Origin of the sequence: Wansuia hejianensis (assembly GCF_014337215.1) — a bacterium.
Taxonomy (GTDB): Bacteria; Bacillota; Clostridia; order Lachnospirales; family Lachnospiraceae; genus Scatomonas; species Scatomonas hejianensis.
Map to the genome: position 1 here is coordinate 2,380,996 of NZ_CP060635.1, position 16,528 is coordinate 2,397,523.

General features: G+C 50.0%; 15 protein-coding genes and 2 tRNA genes. 4 read left to right on the top strand and 13 right to left on the bottom strand.

The genetic code is table 11. The annotated features are described in order from the left end of the window. Nucleotides 1-39: 39 nt before the first annotated feature. The 6 genes from H9Q79_RS11040 to H9Q79_RS11065 form a co-directional block, all read right to left on the bottom strand. Nucleotides 40-1,815 (bottom strand): oleate hydratase, encoded by a 1,776-nt coding sequence (locus H9Q79_RS11040; RefSeq protein ID WP_118642958.1) that lies wholly within the window; start codon nt 1,813-1,815, stop codon nt 40-42. Nucleotides 1,816-2,023: 208 nt separating this feature from the next. Beyond that, entirely contained in the window at nt 2,024-2,584 is a 561-nt protein-coding gene (locus tag H9Q79_RS11045; RefSeq protein WP_249328292.1) for a TetR/AcrR family transcriptional regulator, read from the bottom strand. Between the two features lie 80 nt (nt 2,585-2,664). Continuing rightward, the gene (locus tag H9Q79_RS11050) at nt 2,665-3,804 is read right to left on the bottom strand and encodes an amidohydrolase (RefSeq protein WP_249328293.1); all 1,140 of its coding nucleotides are present in this window, start codon (nt 3,802-3,804) and stop codon (nt 2,665-2,667) included. Nucleotides 3,805-3,953: 149 nt separating this feature from the next. Next, nucleotides 3,954-4,436 carry an ureidoglycolate lyase gene (locus H9Q79_RS11055; RefSeq protein ID WP_118643054.1) on the bottom strand — a complete coding sequence of 161 codons (483 nt, stop codon included), beginning with the start codon at nt 4,434-4,436 and terminating at the stop codon, nt 3,954-3,956. A gap of 62 nt (nt 4,437-4,498) precedes the next feature. Beyond that, nucleotides 4,499-6,772, bottom strand: a complete 2,274-nt coding sequence (locus H9Q79_RS11060) for an adenosylcobalamin-dependent ribonucleoside-diphosphate reductase (protein WP_249328294.1) — start codon at nt 6,770-6,772, stop codon at nt 4,499-4,501. Between the two features lie 202 nt (nt 6,773-6,974). Then, on the bottom strand, nt 6,975-7,580 hold the full coding sequence (locus H9Q79_RS11065) for an ECF transporter S component (protein ID WP_249328295.1): 606 nt from the start codon (nt 7,578-7,580) through the stop codon (nt 6,975-6,977). Between the two features lie 237 nt (nt 7,581-7,817). On the opposite strand from H9Q79_RS11065, the gene H9Q79_RS11070 reads away from it, so the two are divergent. The 3 genes from H9Q79_RS11070 to H9Q79_RS11080 all read left to right on the top strand — a co-directional run bounded on the left by H9Q79_RS11070 (nt 7,818) and on the right by H9Q79_RS11080 (nt 10,077). Then, a complete protein-coding gene (locus H9Q79_RS11070; RefSeq protein WP_249328296.1) occupies nt 7,818-8,405 on the top strand; it encodes an SOS response-associated peptidase in 588 nt (195 codons plus the stop codon). A gap of 76 nt (nt 8,406-8,481) precedes the next feature. Then, complete coding sequence (locus H9Q79_RS11075; RefSeq protein WP_249328297.1) at nt 8,482-9,747, top strand: DNA polymerase Y family protein; 1,266 nt, start codon at nt 8,482-8,484, stop codon at nt 9,745-9,747. A 21-nt stretch (nt 9,748-9,768) separates the two neighbouring features. Further along, a complete protein-coding gene (locus H9Q79_RS11080; RefSeq protein ID WP_118642954.1) occupies nt 9,769-10,077 on the top strand; it encodes a hypothetical protein in 309 nt (102 codons plus the stop codon). Between the two features lies 1 nt (nt 10,078). Here the strand turns inward: H9Q79_RS11080 and H9Q79_RS11085 are convergent, their stop codons facing one another. After that, on the bottom strand, nt 10,079-11,116 hold the full coding sequence (locus H9Q79_RS11085) for a threonine aldolase family protein (RefSeq protein ID WP_118642952.1): 1,038 nt from the start codon (nt 11,114-11,116) through the stop codon (nt 10,079-10,081). Between the two features lie 232 nt (nt 11,117-11,348). Here H9Q79_RS11085 and H9Q79_RS11090 point away from each other — a divergent pair, with 232 nt between their 5' ends. After that, on the top strand, nt 11,349-12,452 hold the full coding sequence (locus H9Q79_RS11090; protein ID WP_118642950.1) for a sialidase family protein: 1,104 nt from the start codon (nt 11,349-11,351) through the stop codon (nt 12,450-12,452). A gap of 66 nt (nt 12,453-12,518) precedes the next feature. Here H9Q79_RS11090 and H9Q79_RS11095 read toward each other — a convergent pair. From H9Q79_RS11095 to H9Q79_RS11120, 6 genes are all read right to left on the bottom strand, one after another. Next, nucleotides 12,519-12,590 (bottom strand) — tRNA-Gly (locus H9Q79_RS11095). Between the two features lie 37 nt (nt 12,591-12,627). Beyond that, nucleotides 12,628-12,698 (bottom strand) — tRNA-Gly (locus H9Q79_RS11100). A 96-nt stretch (nt 12,699-12,794) separates the two neighbouring features. Beyond that, nucleotides 12,795-13,229, bottom strand: a complete 435-nt coding sequence (locus tag H9Q79_RS11105; protein WP_118642948.1) for an RrF2 family transcriptional regulator — start codon at nt 13,227-13,229, stop codon at nt 12,795-12,797. Between the two features lie 15 nt (nt 13,230-13,244). Beyond that, complete coding sequence (gene cysK / locus H9Q79_RS11110; RefSeq protein WP_118642946.1) at nt 13,245-14,177, bottom strand: cysteine synthase A; 933 nt, start codon at nt 14,175-14,177, stop codon at nt 13,245-13,247. Between the two features lie 545 nt (nt 14,178-14,722). Then, nucleotides 14,723-15,379: a vWA domain-containing protein gene (locus H9Q79_RS11115; RefSeq protein WP_249328298.1), complete on the bottom strand. Its 657-nt coding sequence runs from the start codon at nt 15,377-15,379 to the stop codon at nt 14,723-14,725. Between the two features lie 136 nt (nt 15,380-15,515). After that, on the bottom strand, nt 15,516-16,526 hold the full coding sequence (locus tag H9Q79_RS11120; RefSeq protein WP_249328299.1) for a macro domain-containing protein: 1,011 nt from the start codon (nt 16,524-16,526) through the stop codon (nt 15,516-15,518). Nucleotides 16,527-16,528 lie beyond the last annotated feature (2 nt).

Below are 16,528 nucleotides of genomic sequence, written 5' to 3' on the forward strand. Positions count from 1 at the left end.
CATGAACTTCCGGCGTGCCAGACGCGGCGAAGGGACGGCTCAGATTACGTGATGCTCTTCCAGCAGCTTTTCCAGATCCGTACCTTTAATCTTTTTCAAAGCTTCTTTCATAACAATCTTTCCCTTCAGTCCCATATCCATATCCGTCAGTTTTTTGCCGTCCCGCAGTTGTACGGTTGAATTCAGAAGATCCCTGATATCATAGGTGCTTCCCCAAACCTCCGGCACCCCGCGGTCAATATCCAGAAGTGTATAAACCGCCTCCATACCGGTGCGGATAGAATATTCCGTTGTAAATATGGTATCTCTCTGCGTTTCCGCGAATTGTCCCAGAAAGGCGAAATTCACAGCTCCCTCCGGAACTACCAGCGGCCGGTCTCCTTTTGCCCTGGGCATGAAAAATGCAGTAATATAAGGCATCATGCAGGGAACTGTGTTGGCGCTCTTCTCCGCCAGCTCCGGAATTTCCTGTTCAGGCACTCCCATGTGATATAGCCACTCCATGCAGATTTCTTTCCCGCTGCAGTCTCTCATGGCTTTTTTCACATAATTGCCCGGCTTATCGCTGAACAGGCCGTAGATCCACCCCACCAGCTGTCCCTTCGGCTGGCTGCGGAACTGTGGCTGCCTGTTAAAAGTCCAGCTCAGAAGCCAGTTGGAATCTTTGGCAGTGACAATTCCCCCGGTCACCACCTTTCCGGAGAAAGGATCCCGCCGGCAGATTTTCTGCACATAGGGAGGAATTTTCTGATCCAGCGTGGTAACTGTTGCGCTCATCCAATTACTTTTTTCCGGATCACTGCAGAACTTATCCGGATGTCCGAAGGAGGAGTCCTGCGCCGCTATTTTTCGCCACATATCCCAGCCGCCGCCTTCTTTTATATCACTGACAAAGGGGGCGGGGCTTTCCTGGCTTCCCAGGGCGGAATTCTCCACACAGCCTCCGTTGGTGATGAACACCAGGTCATTCTCCGTCAGATCAATGGCTTCTTCTTTTTCTTCCCGGATGATATCGACACGGCGGGCCGTCTTCTGCCCCTTCTGAATATCAAATTCCACATTCACAACCTTAACACCATAATGAAATTGTACGCCAAATCCCTGAAGATAACGGACCATCGGAAGTATCATGGACTCATACTGGTTATATTTCGTAAACCTAAGGGCTGTGAAATCCGGCAGCCCGCCGATATGATGGATATACCGTTTCATGTAGAGTTTCATTTCCAGCGCAGAATGCCAGTTCTCAAACGCGAACATGGTGCGCCAGTACAGCCAGAAATTGGAGTTCAGCACCTCTTCGCTGAAATATTCGTCAATCTGTTTGTCGTAAAGCTCTTCATCCGGCGTGAAAAACAACCGCAGAATTTCCAGAGAGGCTTTGTCAGAAAGATTAAATTTTTTGTCTGTATGGGCATCCTGCCCGCGGTTGACCGTGGCTCTCATCAGGGAATAGTTGGGATCTTTTTTGTTCAGCCAGTAATATTCATCCAGCACGCTGACCCCGTCAGTCTCAATCGACGGGATGGAGCGGAATAAGTCCCACATGCATTCAAAATGGTTATCCATTTCGCGGCCGCCCCTCATGACATAGCCTAATTTTTCATACAGATATCCGTCGCAGGCGCCTCCGGGAATTGGCTCCTTCTCCAGAATATGGACATGTTCCCCCTTCATCTGGCCGTCCCGGACGAGAAAACAGGCCGCGGCCAGAGCTGCGAGGCCCGATCCTACAATATACGCTGACTTATGGTCGACGCCCTCCGGCTTTACAGGACGTGCAAATGCTTCATAATTGCCACTTGAATAATACATACTGATACCTCCATTTCTCTCTACTATGAAAGCTCCGGGTCAGCAGATGCCTCCGGCAGCCGCAGAAGCGTCGAAGGCGCAGTGCAGCCGGCTTTCATCCTCAGTGATGGCTTCATTGTATCAGCGCTTTTTAAATGGTACAATAAACAGAACCCGCCCTGTGATAAATTTTTTATCACAGGGCGGGTTCTGTAAGGAAATGAATCATTTACAGATCTGTGCGGTATCTATTCAATGCTCTTCCGATATCTCCATGGATCAGGGTGCTTAAACGCCCGACGATCTGCCGCGGTTCCTGGCGCATGCCATTCTTGATCCAGTCAAGCATCAGCCCGACAAAGGCAAATTTGTAGAAATCGGCAATAAATTTTTTATCTTCCTCCCGTACCTGCATGCCGGCTGCCGCTTCCTCCACAACGCCGATCAGAAGGCCGTAGGTAATCTCATACAGATAGCGCTCTACCTGTTCCCTGCTGACTGAATGATAAACGTTCATGATAAACGGCCGGTTCTCCTGCACGGCTTCAAAAATCTGCAAAAACCCCTGCTGCCAGGTACTGTAGGTCTTCTTCCCCGCAAGGGCCCGTGTCGCATCTTCCATGCAGGACCACTCCACCAGGTCATAAATATCCTTAAAATGGTAATAAAAGGTCATTCGGCTGATGCCGCAGTCGTCAGCGATATCCTGGATGGTGATCTTATCCAGAGGCTTTTTCAGCAGCAGGTTTTTCAGCGAAGCCTCCAGGGCTCTCTTCGTTGTCTGAGACATTCTGCAGTCCCCCTTCCAGGGGTATTATAACACACTCCGGAGGATTTAACATCCCGCCTTCCTAATGTTTACAGGAGCATTTACATACGCTCTTTATAAACAATGCGGCCATTGATGACAGTTGCGCAGGCGTCTCTCTTTATCACGAGCGGGTCCCCATCGAAGATCGCAAGGTCGGCATCTTTTCCCACCTTCAGGCTGCCCAGGCGGTGATCCACGCGGCATATACGCGCGGCATTAATCGTGATAGCGCGCATGGCCTCTTCCTCACCCAACCCTCTCTTGGCAGCCAACGCAGCACACAATGGCAGATGCTGAATGCGTGAGACGGGATGATCCGTTGTGAGCGCTACCAGCACGCCTGCGCGAGCCAGCGCGCCCGGCGTCTGAAAATCGGACTGTTCCACCTCTATCTTGCTTCTCGAGGAAAGAGACGGCCCCACAATGGCCGGAAAACCGCTGTCAGCGATCTGCTCTGCGATCAGATGGCCTTCTGTGCAGTGATCCAGCGTGAGATCCAGGTCAAATTCCTGAGCGATACGGATAGCAGTGAAAATATCGTCTGTCCGGTGTACATGTGCCTTGAGTGGAATCTTGCGTTCAAATAAAGGGCGGTAACATTCTTTCCGGAAATCGGGGTATTCGTTATCTTCCTGTTCAAAATAGAGCCGCGCATTGAATAGCTCCTCCCGGATTAACGCCGCAATCCCCATACGTGTCGACGGCATATTTCCGTCCCCGCCATAGTTAGCCTTAGGATTCTCACCAAAGGCTATTTTGATGGCGGCCGGCGCCAGCACCGCCATATCCTCTACCCCGCGGCCGGACGTTTTAATAAATGCGAACTGCCCGGCAATCGGATTGGCGCTGCCCGGCCCCACCATAACACCCGTTATTCCCGCCGCTATCGCGTTGTGAAAAGCACTGTCCATAGGATTAATGGCGTCAATTGCCCGAAGCCACGGGGTTACAGGATTTGTCCCTTCATTACTGTCATCCCCCTGTGTGCCGATTTTTTCTTCTGCTATACCGATGTGGCTATGTGCGTCAATCAGACCCGGATACACATGAAAACCCGCAGCATCTAAAATCTCCGCCTGCTCCGGCGGTGCGATATGTTCCTCAATGCGGATAATTTTCCCTTCCTCCGCCAATAAATCAGCACGGATGGTACCTTGAGATTCCATCGTGTGCAGTATGCCATTCTGAACACAAAGCATGATAGTCCTCCTGTCTTAATAAGAGCATAAACTTTCTGCCCAATATTTTTGACAGATATTGTGCAAACTATCCACAGTTTCAGGTATTCTAAGAATAGAACTGCCTCTCTCTGCCGGCCCCCGCCGGATATGAATCTGATCCGGTTCTTTTACAGAACCAGCTCCATATGATCTTTTTCATCGTATTCTACAACGATGCAATCTGTCAGATAGGTTCTCTCCGGCAGTACGATCAGAATTCTCGCCGTCTTTTTATTCACCGGAAGCGCTGCCAGATGCCACACGCCGATATTCAGCTTCACGAAGGTTCCTTTCGGAACCAGAAAAGCTTCTGTCTTCTCCGGAACCGGTTCCTTGGACGGCGGCGCCACATGCACAACCACATCATCATTAAGGCAGAGCACTCCTTCGCAGGACTTGTTGTGATATTCTGCCATATTTACAATCATTTTCTCCGGCTTGTCAGAATTCAGCGAAGAGAATCCCAGGGGGACATCCCCTGCCGCCGGGAAAGACACCCTGTCGGCGTAAAAACTGCCCAATGCGAATCCCTTGGGGTCCGTGATGCTGAAAAACTCTCCATATGGCCGGAAGGCCTCTGCTGTCAATTTCTGTACTTTTACTTTCCTCATAGTTCCTTTACCTCTCTTTATTATTTTTCCCGCGCCGCAGTCAGTGGCTGGTACGCGGACTTTCACATGCACTTGCTCCATCCGCAGCTCTTACAGATATTACAGCCCCCTTCAAAAACCAGCGGCTCCCCGCATTCGGGACAGCGAATTTTCTTCTCCAGGCTCTTCACTGCTTTCGGTTTCGGCGCTTTAGGCGGAACGTGAACCTTCTTCTCCTCTGATCCGAACAGTTCCTCCTGTACTTCATTATACATGTCCAGAAGCGCGTTGCCAACTGCCATCGGACAACAACTTCCCCTGCTCGTGTCTTTTTGCGTCGCGCGCCGCACAGAATAGGAAGGACAGGAGCCGGTGGAATTCAGCTGATCGATGATCGTATAGATATCGATTCCCCCTCTGGCGCTGATAGAAATCATCCGGGAAAGCCCGATCATAAAATTATTGCAGCCGCCTGTAGAGCCTTTGCTCAGATATGTCTCTACCAGAGCGCCTGTATAGGGGTCAAACAGGGCGATACAGTGGAGGCTTCCGCAGCCTGTAATCAGCTTCCGTTTCTTCCCGATTACATCGTCGTTGATTTCCACGATCTCTCCCCGCGCCAGCCCTTCTCCCGCCACAGGGGATTTTTTCTTCTTCTCATCCTCGGCGTTCAGAATGCCCAGGCGCCTGCAGCCATCCCTGAAGATTGTCACGCCCTTCAGTCCCCGTTCATGGGCATAGCAGTACAGGCTCTCTGTCTCTTCCACGGTGAACTGGTTGGGCACGTTGACTGTGGAGCTGATAGACGCGTCGATATGGGTCTGCCAGACAGCCTGCATATCTATTCTCTGGCGGTAATCCAGCGTCATGGCCGTCACAAAATAATCCGGAAGCTGGCTGTCATCCGTCAGCTTGTGCTCTTTCATATAAGTATCCACGATCTTTGTGTATACTTTATAGTACACATCCTTTCCGTGGAGTGATTCTGTCTTTCTCTCATAATAATTCGCGTAGACCGGCTCAATGCCTCCGGAAATTCCCAGCATTGTGGACAGCGTTCCTGTCGGCGCGATGGTCAGGAGCTGTGAATTCCTGAGTCCATATTTTTTCACCAGCTCTCTGGTCGGGACCGACGTGTTGGCTTCAAAATACGGAGTGCTCATAATCTCTTCAACCTTGCATTTTGGAAACGCCCCTTTTTCCCGGGCGAGCATGGCCGATGCTGCAATCGCCGTATCGGCCATGGCAAATCCAATCCTGTCACAGAGCTGGACGGCCTCTTCTTCCCCATAGGCCAGTTCCATCTTCATGAGCATGTCCGCCAGCCCCATGATCCCCAGGCCGATCTGCCTCCAGTCAGCCACGCTTTCTCTCTGTTCCCCCAGGGGATGAAGCGGAAGCCCTTCTTCCAGCACTTCATTCAGCGCGCGCACGCTCTCTTTTACACAGCTCTTGAATTCGTCAAAATCAAACATGGCTTCAGCAGTAAATGGGTGTTTCACAAATTCCGACAGGTTCACACTGCCCAACAGACAGCTCCCGCCGGCCGGCAAAGGCTCTTCCGCACAGGGATTCACTCCCGCATAGGAAAATTCCTCCGTATTGGAAAGCAGATTCCAGCTGCTCACCCGGTCCCAGAACAGTGCTCCCGGCTCCGCATAATCCCAGTTGGTCTCTGCTATATGATGAAACAGTTCCCTGGCGTCCACTGTTTTCTCAATCTCTTCACCTGTGGCTTCTCTGATATAATGAAGCCGGAACGGCTCATTTCTCTTCACCGCCCTCATAAACTCATCCGATACGCGGACAGAAAGGTTGGCTTTTGTCACCTTGTTCAAATCCGTCTTCAAATCGATGAACTCTTCCACATCCGGATGGGAACAGTCAATGGAAATCATCAGCGCGCCCCTTCGCCCATTCTGTCCGATGAGGTTGGTGACCAGAGAATACAGCTCCATAAAAGACACTGCGCCGGTCGTCTCCTTGGCTGCATTATTGATTTTGGCCCCCCTTGGGCTCAGCCTGGAAATATCGATCCCGCAGCCGCCTCCATAGCTGTATGTCCGCGCCAGCTTTTTGGAGCACTCAAAAATACTTTCAATATCATCACTGGGAGGCTCGATCACGTAACAGTTAGACAGGGTGATCTTCCTTCCCTCATATTCCAACCCTCTGTTGGAGAGAATCCTGCCCCCAAAGAGAAACTTTTTCTCGCATATGAGCCGGGCGATTCTCTCATTCCCCCCGCTGATCCGTTCCAGCCAGCGGTCGAAGGATTCTCCCTCATAGCAATATTTCTTCTGCCAGATATCGCAGCCCAGCTGATTATCCTGCCCCAGCCATTCTTCTATATTCACGCTGCCTCTTCCTCCTTTTTCAACAATATTTAGCGATCGATCTCCATATTAACACAATATATGGCGTTTTTCAAGATATAGGCGCTTCCCCTCTGCATTTCTTACCGTAATATGGAAAATATGCCCAATCATATCTGTCTGCGATATTAAAAAAGACGCCCCGGTCGGGTCTGTCCGGAACGCCTCTATATTTCTGATTCAGTTATTCATTTATTCTCAAAGCTTTACTTACTGCTTTGGAAATGATTCCTCCTGCCGCGCAGGCAACGATCGCTTCCACAACTCCGTTGATTCCCACAAAAGCGATCAAAAAAGCCCACAGCCCCAAACCTCCCATGGTTTGGTTAAGCCCCTGGATGTAATCTGTGTTCCAGAAGCAGACCATCAAAAGCCCCATAAAAAACACTGTATTCAGCACTGCTCCGGAGAGCCCGCCCACGAAATAAGATACTGTTTTCGTCTTGTCAATCCTGTGAACGCCTCTGAAAATCACTCCTGCCAGAAATCCCATCAGGGTCCGGGTCGGCACACAGACCAGGAATGTCAGAAATGGATTAATGCTGAGAAGCGCCGCGCCAAAAGCATCTGCTCCAAAGCACTGTGCAAAGCTTGTAAGACCGAATACAGCCCCCAGAACAGCCCCCGCGGCCGGTCCGACCAGCATGGCACCGATCACCACCGGAATCGATAAAAGCGAAATAGAAAGGAGACCTATCTTCAGGTATCCCAGCGGCGTGTAGGACATTACCAGCAGCACCGCAATAAGTATGGCCATCTGTACCATCTTAAGAGTTCTCTTATTTTTCATTGTTTTCCCTCCTGTTATTATTCCCGCTTCCCGGGATATAATACATTTACCGGAATCAGATCAGGAAAAACCGACCCGTGCTATTCTCCTCCTCATAACCGGTATGTTAAAAATACAACAATTTTTTCAGAAATACAAGTCTTTTTTTCACTCTGCCCGCCTTGACACCCCCTTTAAAATGTGCAAAATTAAGAACAATAAGAAAATCCCGCTTTTCAGCGGGAGAAAGGGACAATTATGTGCGGAAGATATTATATAGACGACGATACAGCCAGAGCTATTGAACAGCTGGTCCGCCGCTTAGATCAGAGCTTTTCACTTCATATCCAGACCGGAGACATATTTCCGGGCCAACAGGCACCCATATTACTGGCCGGAGCTTCAGGCCTTACGGCCGGACTGCTCCCCTGGGGATTCCCCGGCTTTCAGAAAAGCCGCCTGATCTTCAATGCCCGTTCTGAAAGCGTCCTGGAAAAACCCATGTTCCGGGACAGCATAAAGTCGCGGCGCTGCGTCATACCAGCCAGATCCTTCTACGAATGGAACAGGCAGAGGGAAAAATATACCTTTTCCCGCCCGGACCATGGCCCTCTCTATCTTGCCGGGCTGTACCGGCGTTTTGAAGAAGAAGATCACTTTGTCATCCTGACTACCGCCGCTAACAATTCCATGCAGGAAATCCACCCGCGGATGCCCCTGATCCTGGAAAACGGCCAGCTCCGGGACTGGATATTCGATACCGGAAAGGCTGAAGCTCTTCTCCGGCAGGCTCCCCCTGAACTGGATGCCACCGCCGAATACCATCAGCAAACGCTGAAATTCTAACCTGTTTTCTTCCTCCCTTTTCCAGTTTACTTCCTCCTGATGCTGTGCTATGCTGGCCACATAGGAGGTCGAATGTATGTTCGATAAAATTATTTTTCATGTGGACGTCAACTCTGCCTTTCTGAGCTGGGAGGCAGTTCACCGGATCACACACCTTAAGGGAACTGTGGATCTCCGTGAGATCCCTTCCGCCATAGGCGGGGATATCAGCCAGCGTCACGGCATCATCCTGGCAAAATCCCTTCCGGCTAAAAAATACGGCATCCACACAGGAGAATCCATTCCGGAAGCCCTTCAGAAATGTCCCGGCCTCTTTCTCGCACCGCCCAACTACGGCCTATACGAGAAGAGTTCCAGGGCTTTTCTTAACATTCTGCGAGAGTACTCCCCCTGTGTAGAGCCTTTCAGCATCGACGAGGCCTATGTAGACGTGTCGGAAACTGCCGCCCTCTACGGAACTCCTGAGGAGGCGGCCCAATCTGTCAGCCGTCAGATTCGTGAAACTCTGGGTTTCACCGTGAATATCGGAATTTCTTCCAATAAATTACTGGCTAAAATGGCCTCTGATTTCCAAAAGCCCGACCGGGTGCACACTTTGTTTCCCGGGGATATCCCCCATAAGCTGTGGCCGCTTCCGGTCTCCGATTTATTTTTTGTCGGACGTGCCTCTGCCCGGAAGCTTCTGAATCTGGGCATCCGCACCATCGGCGATCTGGCCCATGCCGATCCCTCTCTGATCCGGTTTCATCTAAAAAAACATGGAGAGGTGCTTCAGGCCTTTGCCAACGGTATTGATCTTTCTCCGGTAACCGCTGTACCGCCCCCCAACAAAGGCTATGGAAACAGCACGACCACCCCCTTTGATATCACCCGGCCTTCCGATGCTTCCCTGGTCCTTCTGGGATTGGCTGAGACAGTGTCCGCCCGGCTCCGGGCAGATCAGGTAAAGGCAGAAGTCCTGTCTGTTTCCATTAAATACAGCGATTTTTCCTGCCACTCCCATCAGTGCATTCTCCCGGAGGCCACTGACATTACCATTGAGCTGGCACGCACCGCCTTCCGCCTTTTTCAGGAATCCTGGAACGGGCGGCCGGTCCGTCACCTGGGTATCCATATCACCCGCATCGCCACCGGAGCACCTGCCCGGCAGCTGGAACTCTTTCCCTCTGCAGACTATGAAAAACTGGAACAGATGGATCAAACCGTCGACATCATCCGCAAACGATTCGGAAATGATGCGGTAAAACGCGCCGTCTTCTTAAAAACCCCCGTCGATCACCGTTCCGGAGGCATCAGCAGAGAAAAACGTTCCGTCGACTATGAACGGCTGAATCTGAAATAAAATTAAGGAAGGAGATTTCCTATGGCTTTTGGCACAGAGACATATACAGAACGCCCGGACGCCGGAAAGCTGCCCGGGAAGAAACAAAATATTGCTGTAGACTGCTGGTTCACCAGCAAAGGGAAAACCATCCCCCGAATGTTCAAATATCAGGATGAAGAAGGCATTCTGCACAGCGTGTCCGGCCTTCGCATACTCTGCCAGGAAGAAAAATATTATTGCGGCGTCCCAACCCTGGAATACCTCTGCGAAGTCATCCAGGACCAGTACCGCACACAGGTAAAATTAATCTTTCTCCTGGAAGAACATCGTTGGATGCTCTGTCCCTAAATTACGGGATACTATGAATCTTTTCAATCAGTTTCCCGGCCTCTTCCTCTGTCGTAGCCCAGCTGGTTACAAAGCGGACGATCATATGGCTTTCATCGTATTTCCCCCACACTTCGTATTCAAAATCCGGATGAAACGCTTCCATCTGCTCCTTGTTCAGAATGGGGAACTGCTGGTTGGTAACTGAGTTTCCAAACATGGGGATTCCTTTATGTTCAAAAGCTCTTCTGATGTCCTGCGCATAGTTTACCGCTTTTGCACAGATTCCGGAGTAAAGGCCGTCCTCAAACAGTACATCAAATTGAAGCCCCAGAAGCCAGCCCTTTGCCAACATGGCTCCTTTCTGTTTGATGAAATAGCGGAAATCTCTTTTCAGGCTGTCATTAGAGATGACCACCGCTTCTCCGAACAGCGCGCCGCATTTCGTTCCGCCTATGTAAAATACGTCACACAGTTCGGCAATATCTGCCAGGCTCAGATCGTTGGACGGACTGGACAGGCCGTATCCCATTCTGGCTCCATCCAGATACAGAGGAAGTCCATACCGGCGGCAAACGCTGCTGATTTCCTTTAGCTCTTTCCGGTTGTAAAGTGTTCCGCTTTCTGTAGGGAATGACAGATATACCATTCCTGGCTGCACCATGTGTTCCCTTATACTGCACGCGAGATCATTTTTACAATACTCCTCAATCTGGCTGGCAGATATCTTTCCGTCAGACGGCTGCAGCGTCAGGACTTTATGTCCGGTAGCCTCAATAGCGCCCGTTTCATGGCAGGCAATATGCCCTTCAGCCGCTGCCAGCACACCTTGGTGAGGACGGAGAATGGCGGAAATTACCGTCAGATTCGTCTGCGTTCCCCCCGCCAGAAAATGAACGTCTGCTTCAGGCGCCCCGCAAGCCCTGCGAATCTTTTCCCGTGCACTGCCGCAGTATGGATCATTGCCATAACCCGGCATCTGGATGTTATTCGTCTCAGCCAGTTTTTCCAGTATCTTCGGATGACAGCCTTCCAAGTAATCACACTGAAAATTTAACATTTCTTATTCCTCCCTATTTCCCTGTCAGATCACTTTTTCCTCTATTGTATAATAGATCAGATTCAAAAACAACTGACAGGATCGGCTCCCTTGCCGTTGTCTGCAGAATGTCCAATTTACACATCATTCCATATTTACTTCATTCCATTCCATATTTACTTTGATGTTTGGAACAGGCTCTGCTATAATACAGGAAATGAGTATGCCGTCAGGCTATAAAAAGGAGGTTGCTATGCGAATAAAAGTCAATCCATACCGCTGTGTCATCGGAGATGAAACCGGATCGGACACATCTGTCTTTTACAATTTTCCGTCCTGTGAACGTTTATCAGACGGCAGCTTTTTCATCTGCGCCAGGAAGATTAACGGACTTCAGGACCCCGCAGGCAGCCAGGTGTCTGTGCGCTACTGGCCGGAAGAAGACCGGGTGGAGCCAGCCTGCTCGCCGGCCTGCCATGATATGTTGAGCAATCCTGACAAGGGAATTTACATGTGTCATGTCACAGAACTTTCTCCCAATGAATTGATAGCCATCTATCCCCTGATTCACACAGATTCCTCCAAACCCTTGTTTTCCGAAAAATATGATGGCATCCAGCCCTGTACTTGCCGTATTACCCGCTCTCACGACAACGGCCATACCTGGGATCTGCCGGAAAATCTGGCATACACGATGCCCGATGCTATCATACCCGGAAAAATCCAAAAGCTGGCTGACGGCATGATCGGTTTTCCGATGGAAATGCACAATCTTTACGAAATGCCCTATCAGGAACCGCTCCAAGGACGTTTTATTTACTCCGTAGACGGAGGAAAAACTTTTGACCGGGCTTCTTTCTTTCCTCACCCGGAAGATTTTCTTGCCGGAGATGCCAGATGTACAGAGGATTCTCTGGGGAACCTGACAATATTTTTCTGGGCCTATGATATGAAGGATATGAAAGACCTGAAGGTGCACAGGACCATCAGCCATGACTCTGGCCGTTCCTTTTCCCCGCTGGAGCCAATTGAACTAAAAAAACAGATTACTTCCCCTTTTTACATTGACGAAAACAATTTTCTCTGTATTTATCAGGAACGCTTTTCCGATCAGCCCGGTATAAAGGCCATGCTGAGTCATGACGGGGGAATGACCTGGGATGCTGACAGCGCTACCCCTTTATTCCTCTGTGAAGGAACTCCTGACGGTGAAAATCCTTTCGCCCAGTTTGAACAATACAAATTCGGTTATTCTACCCTGACCAGAATCAGCCAGACCAAAGCGCTAGCCACATTCTGGAACACCAATGGCGTCACTTCCTGCATTTCCGTATGTGAGATCTGGACCGAAGAATAACCACAGAAAAATACAGAAAAACTTTTAAACGAACAAAAAAGCACCGCAGAAACGGTGCTTTTTATCAGCGCGAGACGGGATTCGAACCCGCGACCCCAACCTTGGCAAGGTTGTACTCCACCCCTGAGCCACTCGCGCATATATATAAACGGAAACGCGTCATGCAATTTCCGAAAGCAGGTGATGGGAATCGAACCCACGTATCCAGCTTGGAAGGCTGGTGTTCTACCATTGAACTACACCTGCAAAATATCTGGTTAACATCACCAGCACAAAATACTTTACACTATTTTTCCAATAATGTCAACCAGATATTTTCATTTTCCTTAATTTTTTGATATCTTAAATAACAAAGTTGTTTCCTGCCTCTTCGCTCCAATCCTTCAGATCCTCCAGCGTATATTGATCCACTACGCCTTTAATCGCCTGGTCCAGCTCTTTCCATAGTCTCAGAGTAACACAGGTTTCAGAGCGGGGACAGTCATTGATCTCCGAATCAAGACATTCCACCGGAGCCAGGCTGCCTTCCGTCAGCCTCAGGATGGATCCTACTGTATATTCTCCTGGCTGCCTCATCAGCCGGTAGCCGCCCTGCGGGCCGCGGATACTTTTTAGATAACCAGCCCTGACCAAGATAGAAACGATCTGCTCCAGATATTTTACTGAAATCTCCTGACGCGCTGCTATATCCTTTACCCGTACCGGCTCTCCGTCGTTATGCTGCACGATGTCCAGCATCAAACGCAGCGCATATCTTCCCTTCGTGGATATTTTCATAGGCCTCCCCCTTCCTCAATCTGCAAATAAAGGAGTCGAATAATAACGGTCTCCACTGTCCGGAAGTAAAGCCACAATTGTACGTCCCCTGTTCTCCGGCCGCTTCGCCAGCTCAAGTGCTGCATACATCGCTGCTCCGGAGGATATTCCTACCAAAATCCCTTCCCTCTGTGCCAGTTCTTTGGCCACTGAAAAACACACCTCGTCTTCCACCGGAAATATTTCGTCATAAATCTCCGTATTTAAAACCGACGGGATAAAGCCTGCTCCGATCCCCTGGATCTTGTGAGGCCCTCCCTGCCCCTGTGACAGCACCGGTGAAACGGCGGGTTCCACTGCCACCACTCGGATCTCCGGATTTTTTCTCTTCAAATATTCTCCGGTGCCCGTTATTGTCCCGCCGGTGCCTACTCCCGCGACAAAAATATCCACTTCGCCGTCCGTATCCTGCCAGATCTCTGGTCCGGTGGTCTCACGGTGTGCTTTCGCATTAGAGGGATTGTCGAACTGCCCCGTCAGAAATGCCCCCGGCACTTCCCTGACTATTTCTTTCGCTTTCTCAATTGCTCCATTCATCCCCTTGCTGCCGTCTGTCAGAACAATTTTTGCCCCGTAGGCTTTCAAAATATTCCTTCGTTCCAGGCTCATGGTCTCCGGCATGGTCAGAATCAAACAATATCCTTTTGCTGCCGCCAGGGAAGCAAGCCCGATCCCCGTATTGCCGGAGGTAGGTTCAACGATCGTCGCCCCAGGCTTCAGGAGGCCTGCCTTCTCCGCGTCTTCAATCATGTATTTTGCCGCCCTGTCTTTCACGCTTCCCGCTGGGTTCATGTATTCCAGCTTCACCAGCAGCCGGGCTTCCAGACCGTATTTTCGTTCAATATTCCGAACCTCCATCAGGGGCGTACGCCCGATGAATTCTTCCACACTCTGATAAATCTTCGCCATATTCTGCTCCCTTCCACAGTTGTATTTTCTCCACTATATAACTGTTCCTCAGCTGATCTTATTCTACGCAATTCCCATCTGCTAAATAGGATTATATCTGGCTGTTTCTAAAAAGTCAAGGTGTAAATCCCCTCTGCATAAACCTCCGGACACAGAGGCATTCCAACACTTGCATAATCTCCAACAAATGTCAAAAATGCAAGATACACGCTCTTTATAGGAACGGAGACAAAAGAAAACCCACAAATATATTTACCCGGGGACAGCAATAACAGACGTGGGATACTGCAACCAGAGGCTGACACAGCATCTCATGGAAAAAACAAGAAATGATTGGGAAAACCGTTATGACGCTGTTATCTTATTTGTAAATAACAGTGTACGAGACTTTTATCCTAAGTTTGATTTTAAAATACGAAAAAATATTTATTTCATACAGAAGTAGAAAATATAAATATGACAGTCAAAAGATTTGATATGGACTCTTACTTTTCCGCCATCTCCCACACCTGATCTTTTATTCAGAAAAATCCGCTTCCATACGTTTACCTGTCTCTCCCCAGAGTATCTCTTTCAATCTCCTGCTTCCATTCAGCCCCCACTGGTGAAGAGGCCGAACAGCTCCTCATACGGCAGACAGTCTCTGACACCACACGATAATTCAATGAAACGCCTGCTGGGTCATTTTGAAATGTCACAGACCTGTCTGCTCTGATCCCAAATCTGGCAGCCTCGTTCACCGCATCCATATTCGCTCCCAGAAACAAGAATTCCCATCCATACTCTTCCTGCTCCTTCCGGATCATCTCCTTCAGCCTGTCATACGAATAAATTCTGCTGGCATTCTCCAGACCGTCTGTAATCACCACAAAAATGACCTTTTCCGGCCTTTCGGATTCCGGCACGGACCTCACCACATTTGCAGTATGAGTAATCGCCCTTCCCATAGCATCCAGCAAGGCCGTACATCCTCTGACGTAATACTGGCGCCCGGTCATCGGCTCCACACAATCCGCGGATAGGCGGTCATGCACCACTTCATATTGATCATCAAACAATACGGTAGTCACACACGCTTCTCCCGGTTCCTGCCTCTGCTTCTCCATCATACTGTTAAAACCGCCGATCGTATCACTTTCCAAACCCGCCATAGAACCGCTGCGGTCCAAAATAAACACAAGCTCCGTTAATCCTTTTTTCACAATCAATTCCTCCCTTTGTCTCACAGCCTTCTTACTTCTGTATTACTTCTTGCAGTAAGAATACCCTAAAAAAAGAGAGGAATGGTCGCCCGCCAGGCGACAACTATTCTGCCGGGCCGGCTAAAAGTAAATCTTTTCAGAGCGTCGGCTCGCCAAAGGCAAAGAGTGTCTCATTAATCGTAAAAATATCATATTCCCCCGCCCTGAGAAAGTATTCCACAATCACATCCTGCCTGTTGCTGCACGACAGAGCATACCCTGCTCTCATCAGGAGGTCTCTGGCTTCATCCAGGGACAGCTCCAGCGCAATGGCAAGGGATAAGGCAGTCCGCTTGCTGGGCGCATAGCTCTCGCTGGACCGGATCTTCGAAAACAGTTTCCGGTCTATATTCGCTTTTTTATATACCTGCACATCCGTCAGCCCTTTGTCGTCAATCAGACGCAGCAGCATTCTGGAAAATGTTTCATTCCTGCGGGCCAGCAGCTCCTTCAGCGTCCTTCTGTCCCTATAACCCGCCGGATCTTCTTTCAGAACCGCCGGACCTTCTTCCTCCCGGGAAAAAGAATTCATCAACGGCACCGGAGGCCGGGCCGGGGAGGACAGTAAAGCTTGCTCTGCCACATAATGGTCATTAATATACTTCCGCACAGAACTCTTCAGCCTGTTTCCTATGTCCATAGCCTTCCGGTCATACAGCACCAGGTAAATATCCATCTCCTGTCCTTCCAGAAATGACCTGAACTCCGAAACTGCCACCTCCAGTGCCTCTTTCTTGGGATAGCCGTAAATCCCGGCGGAAATCAGCGGAAATGCAATACTTTTCAGCCCATATTCCAAGGCTAGCGCCAATGAATTCCTGTAACAGCCGCGCAGCAATTCCTCCTCCCCGCACCGGCCACCGCTCCATACCGGCCCTGCCGTATGGATCACATATCTGGCCGGCAGCCGGAACCCCGGCGTAATGACAGCCCTCCCCGTTGGGCAGCTTCCGATGGCGCCGCAGGCCGCCTGCATGTCCCGCACACCCGCACCCTCAAAAATAGCCCCACAGACGCCGCTTCCATACTGCAGCCTTGTATTCGCAGCATTTACCACCGCATCCGCTGGAACTCTGGAAATATCATCCCTTATGATTGTAAACGGCATAC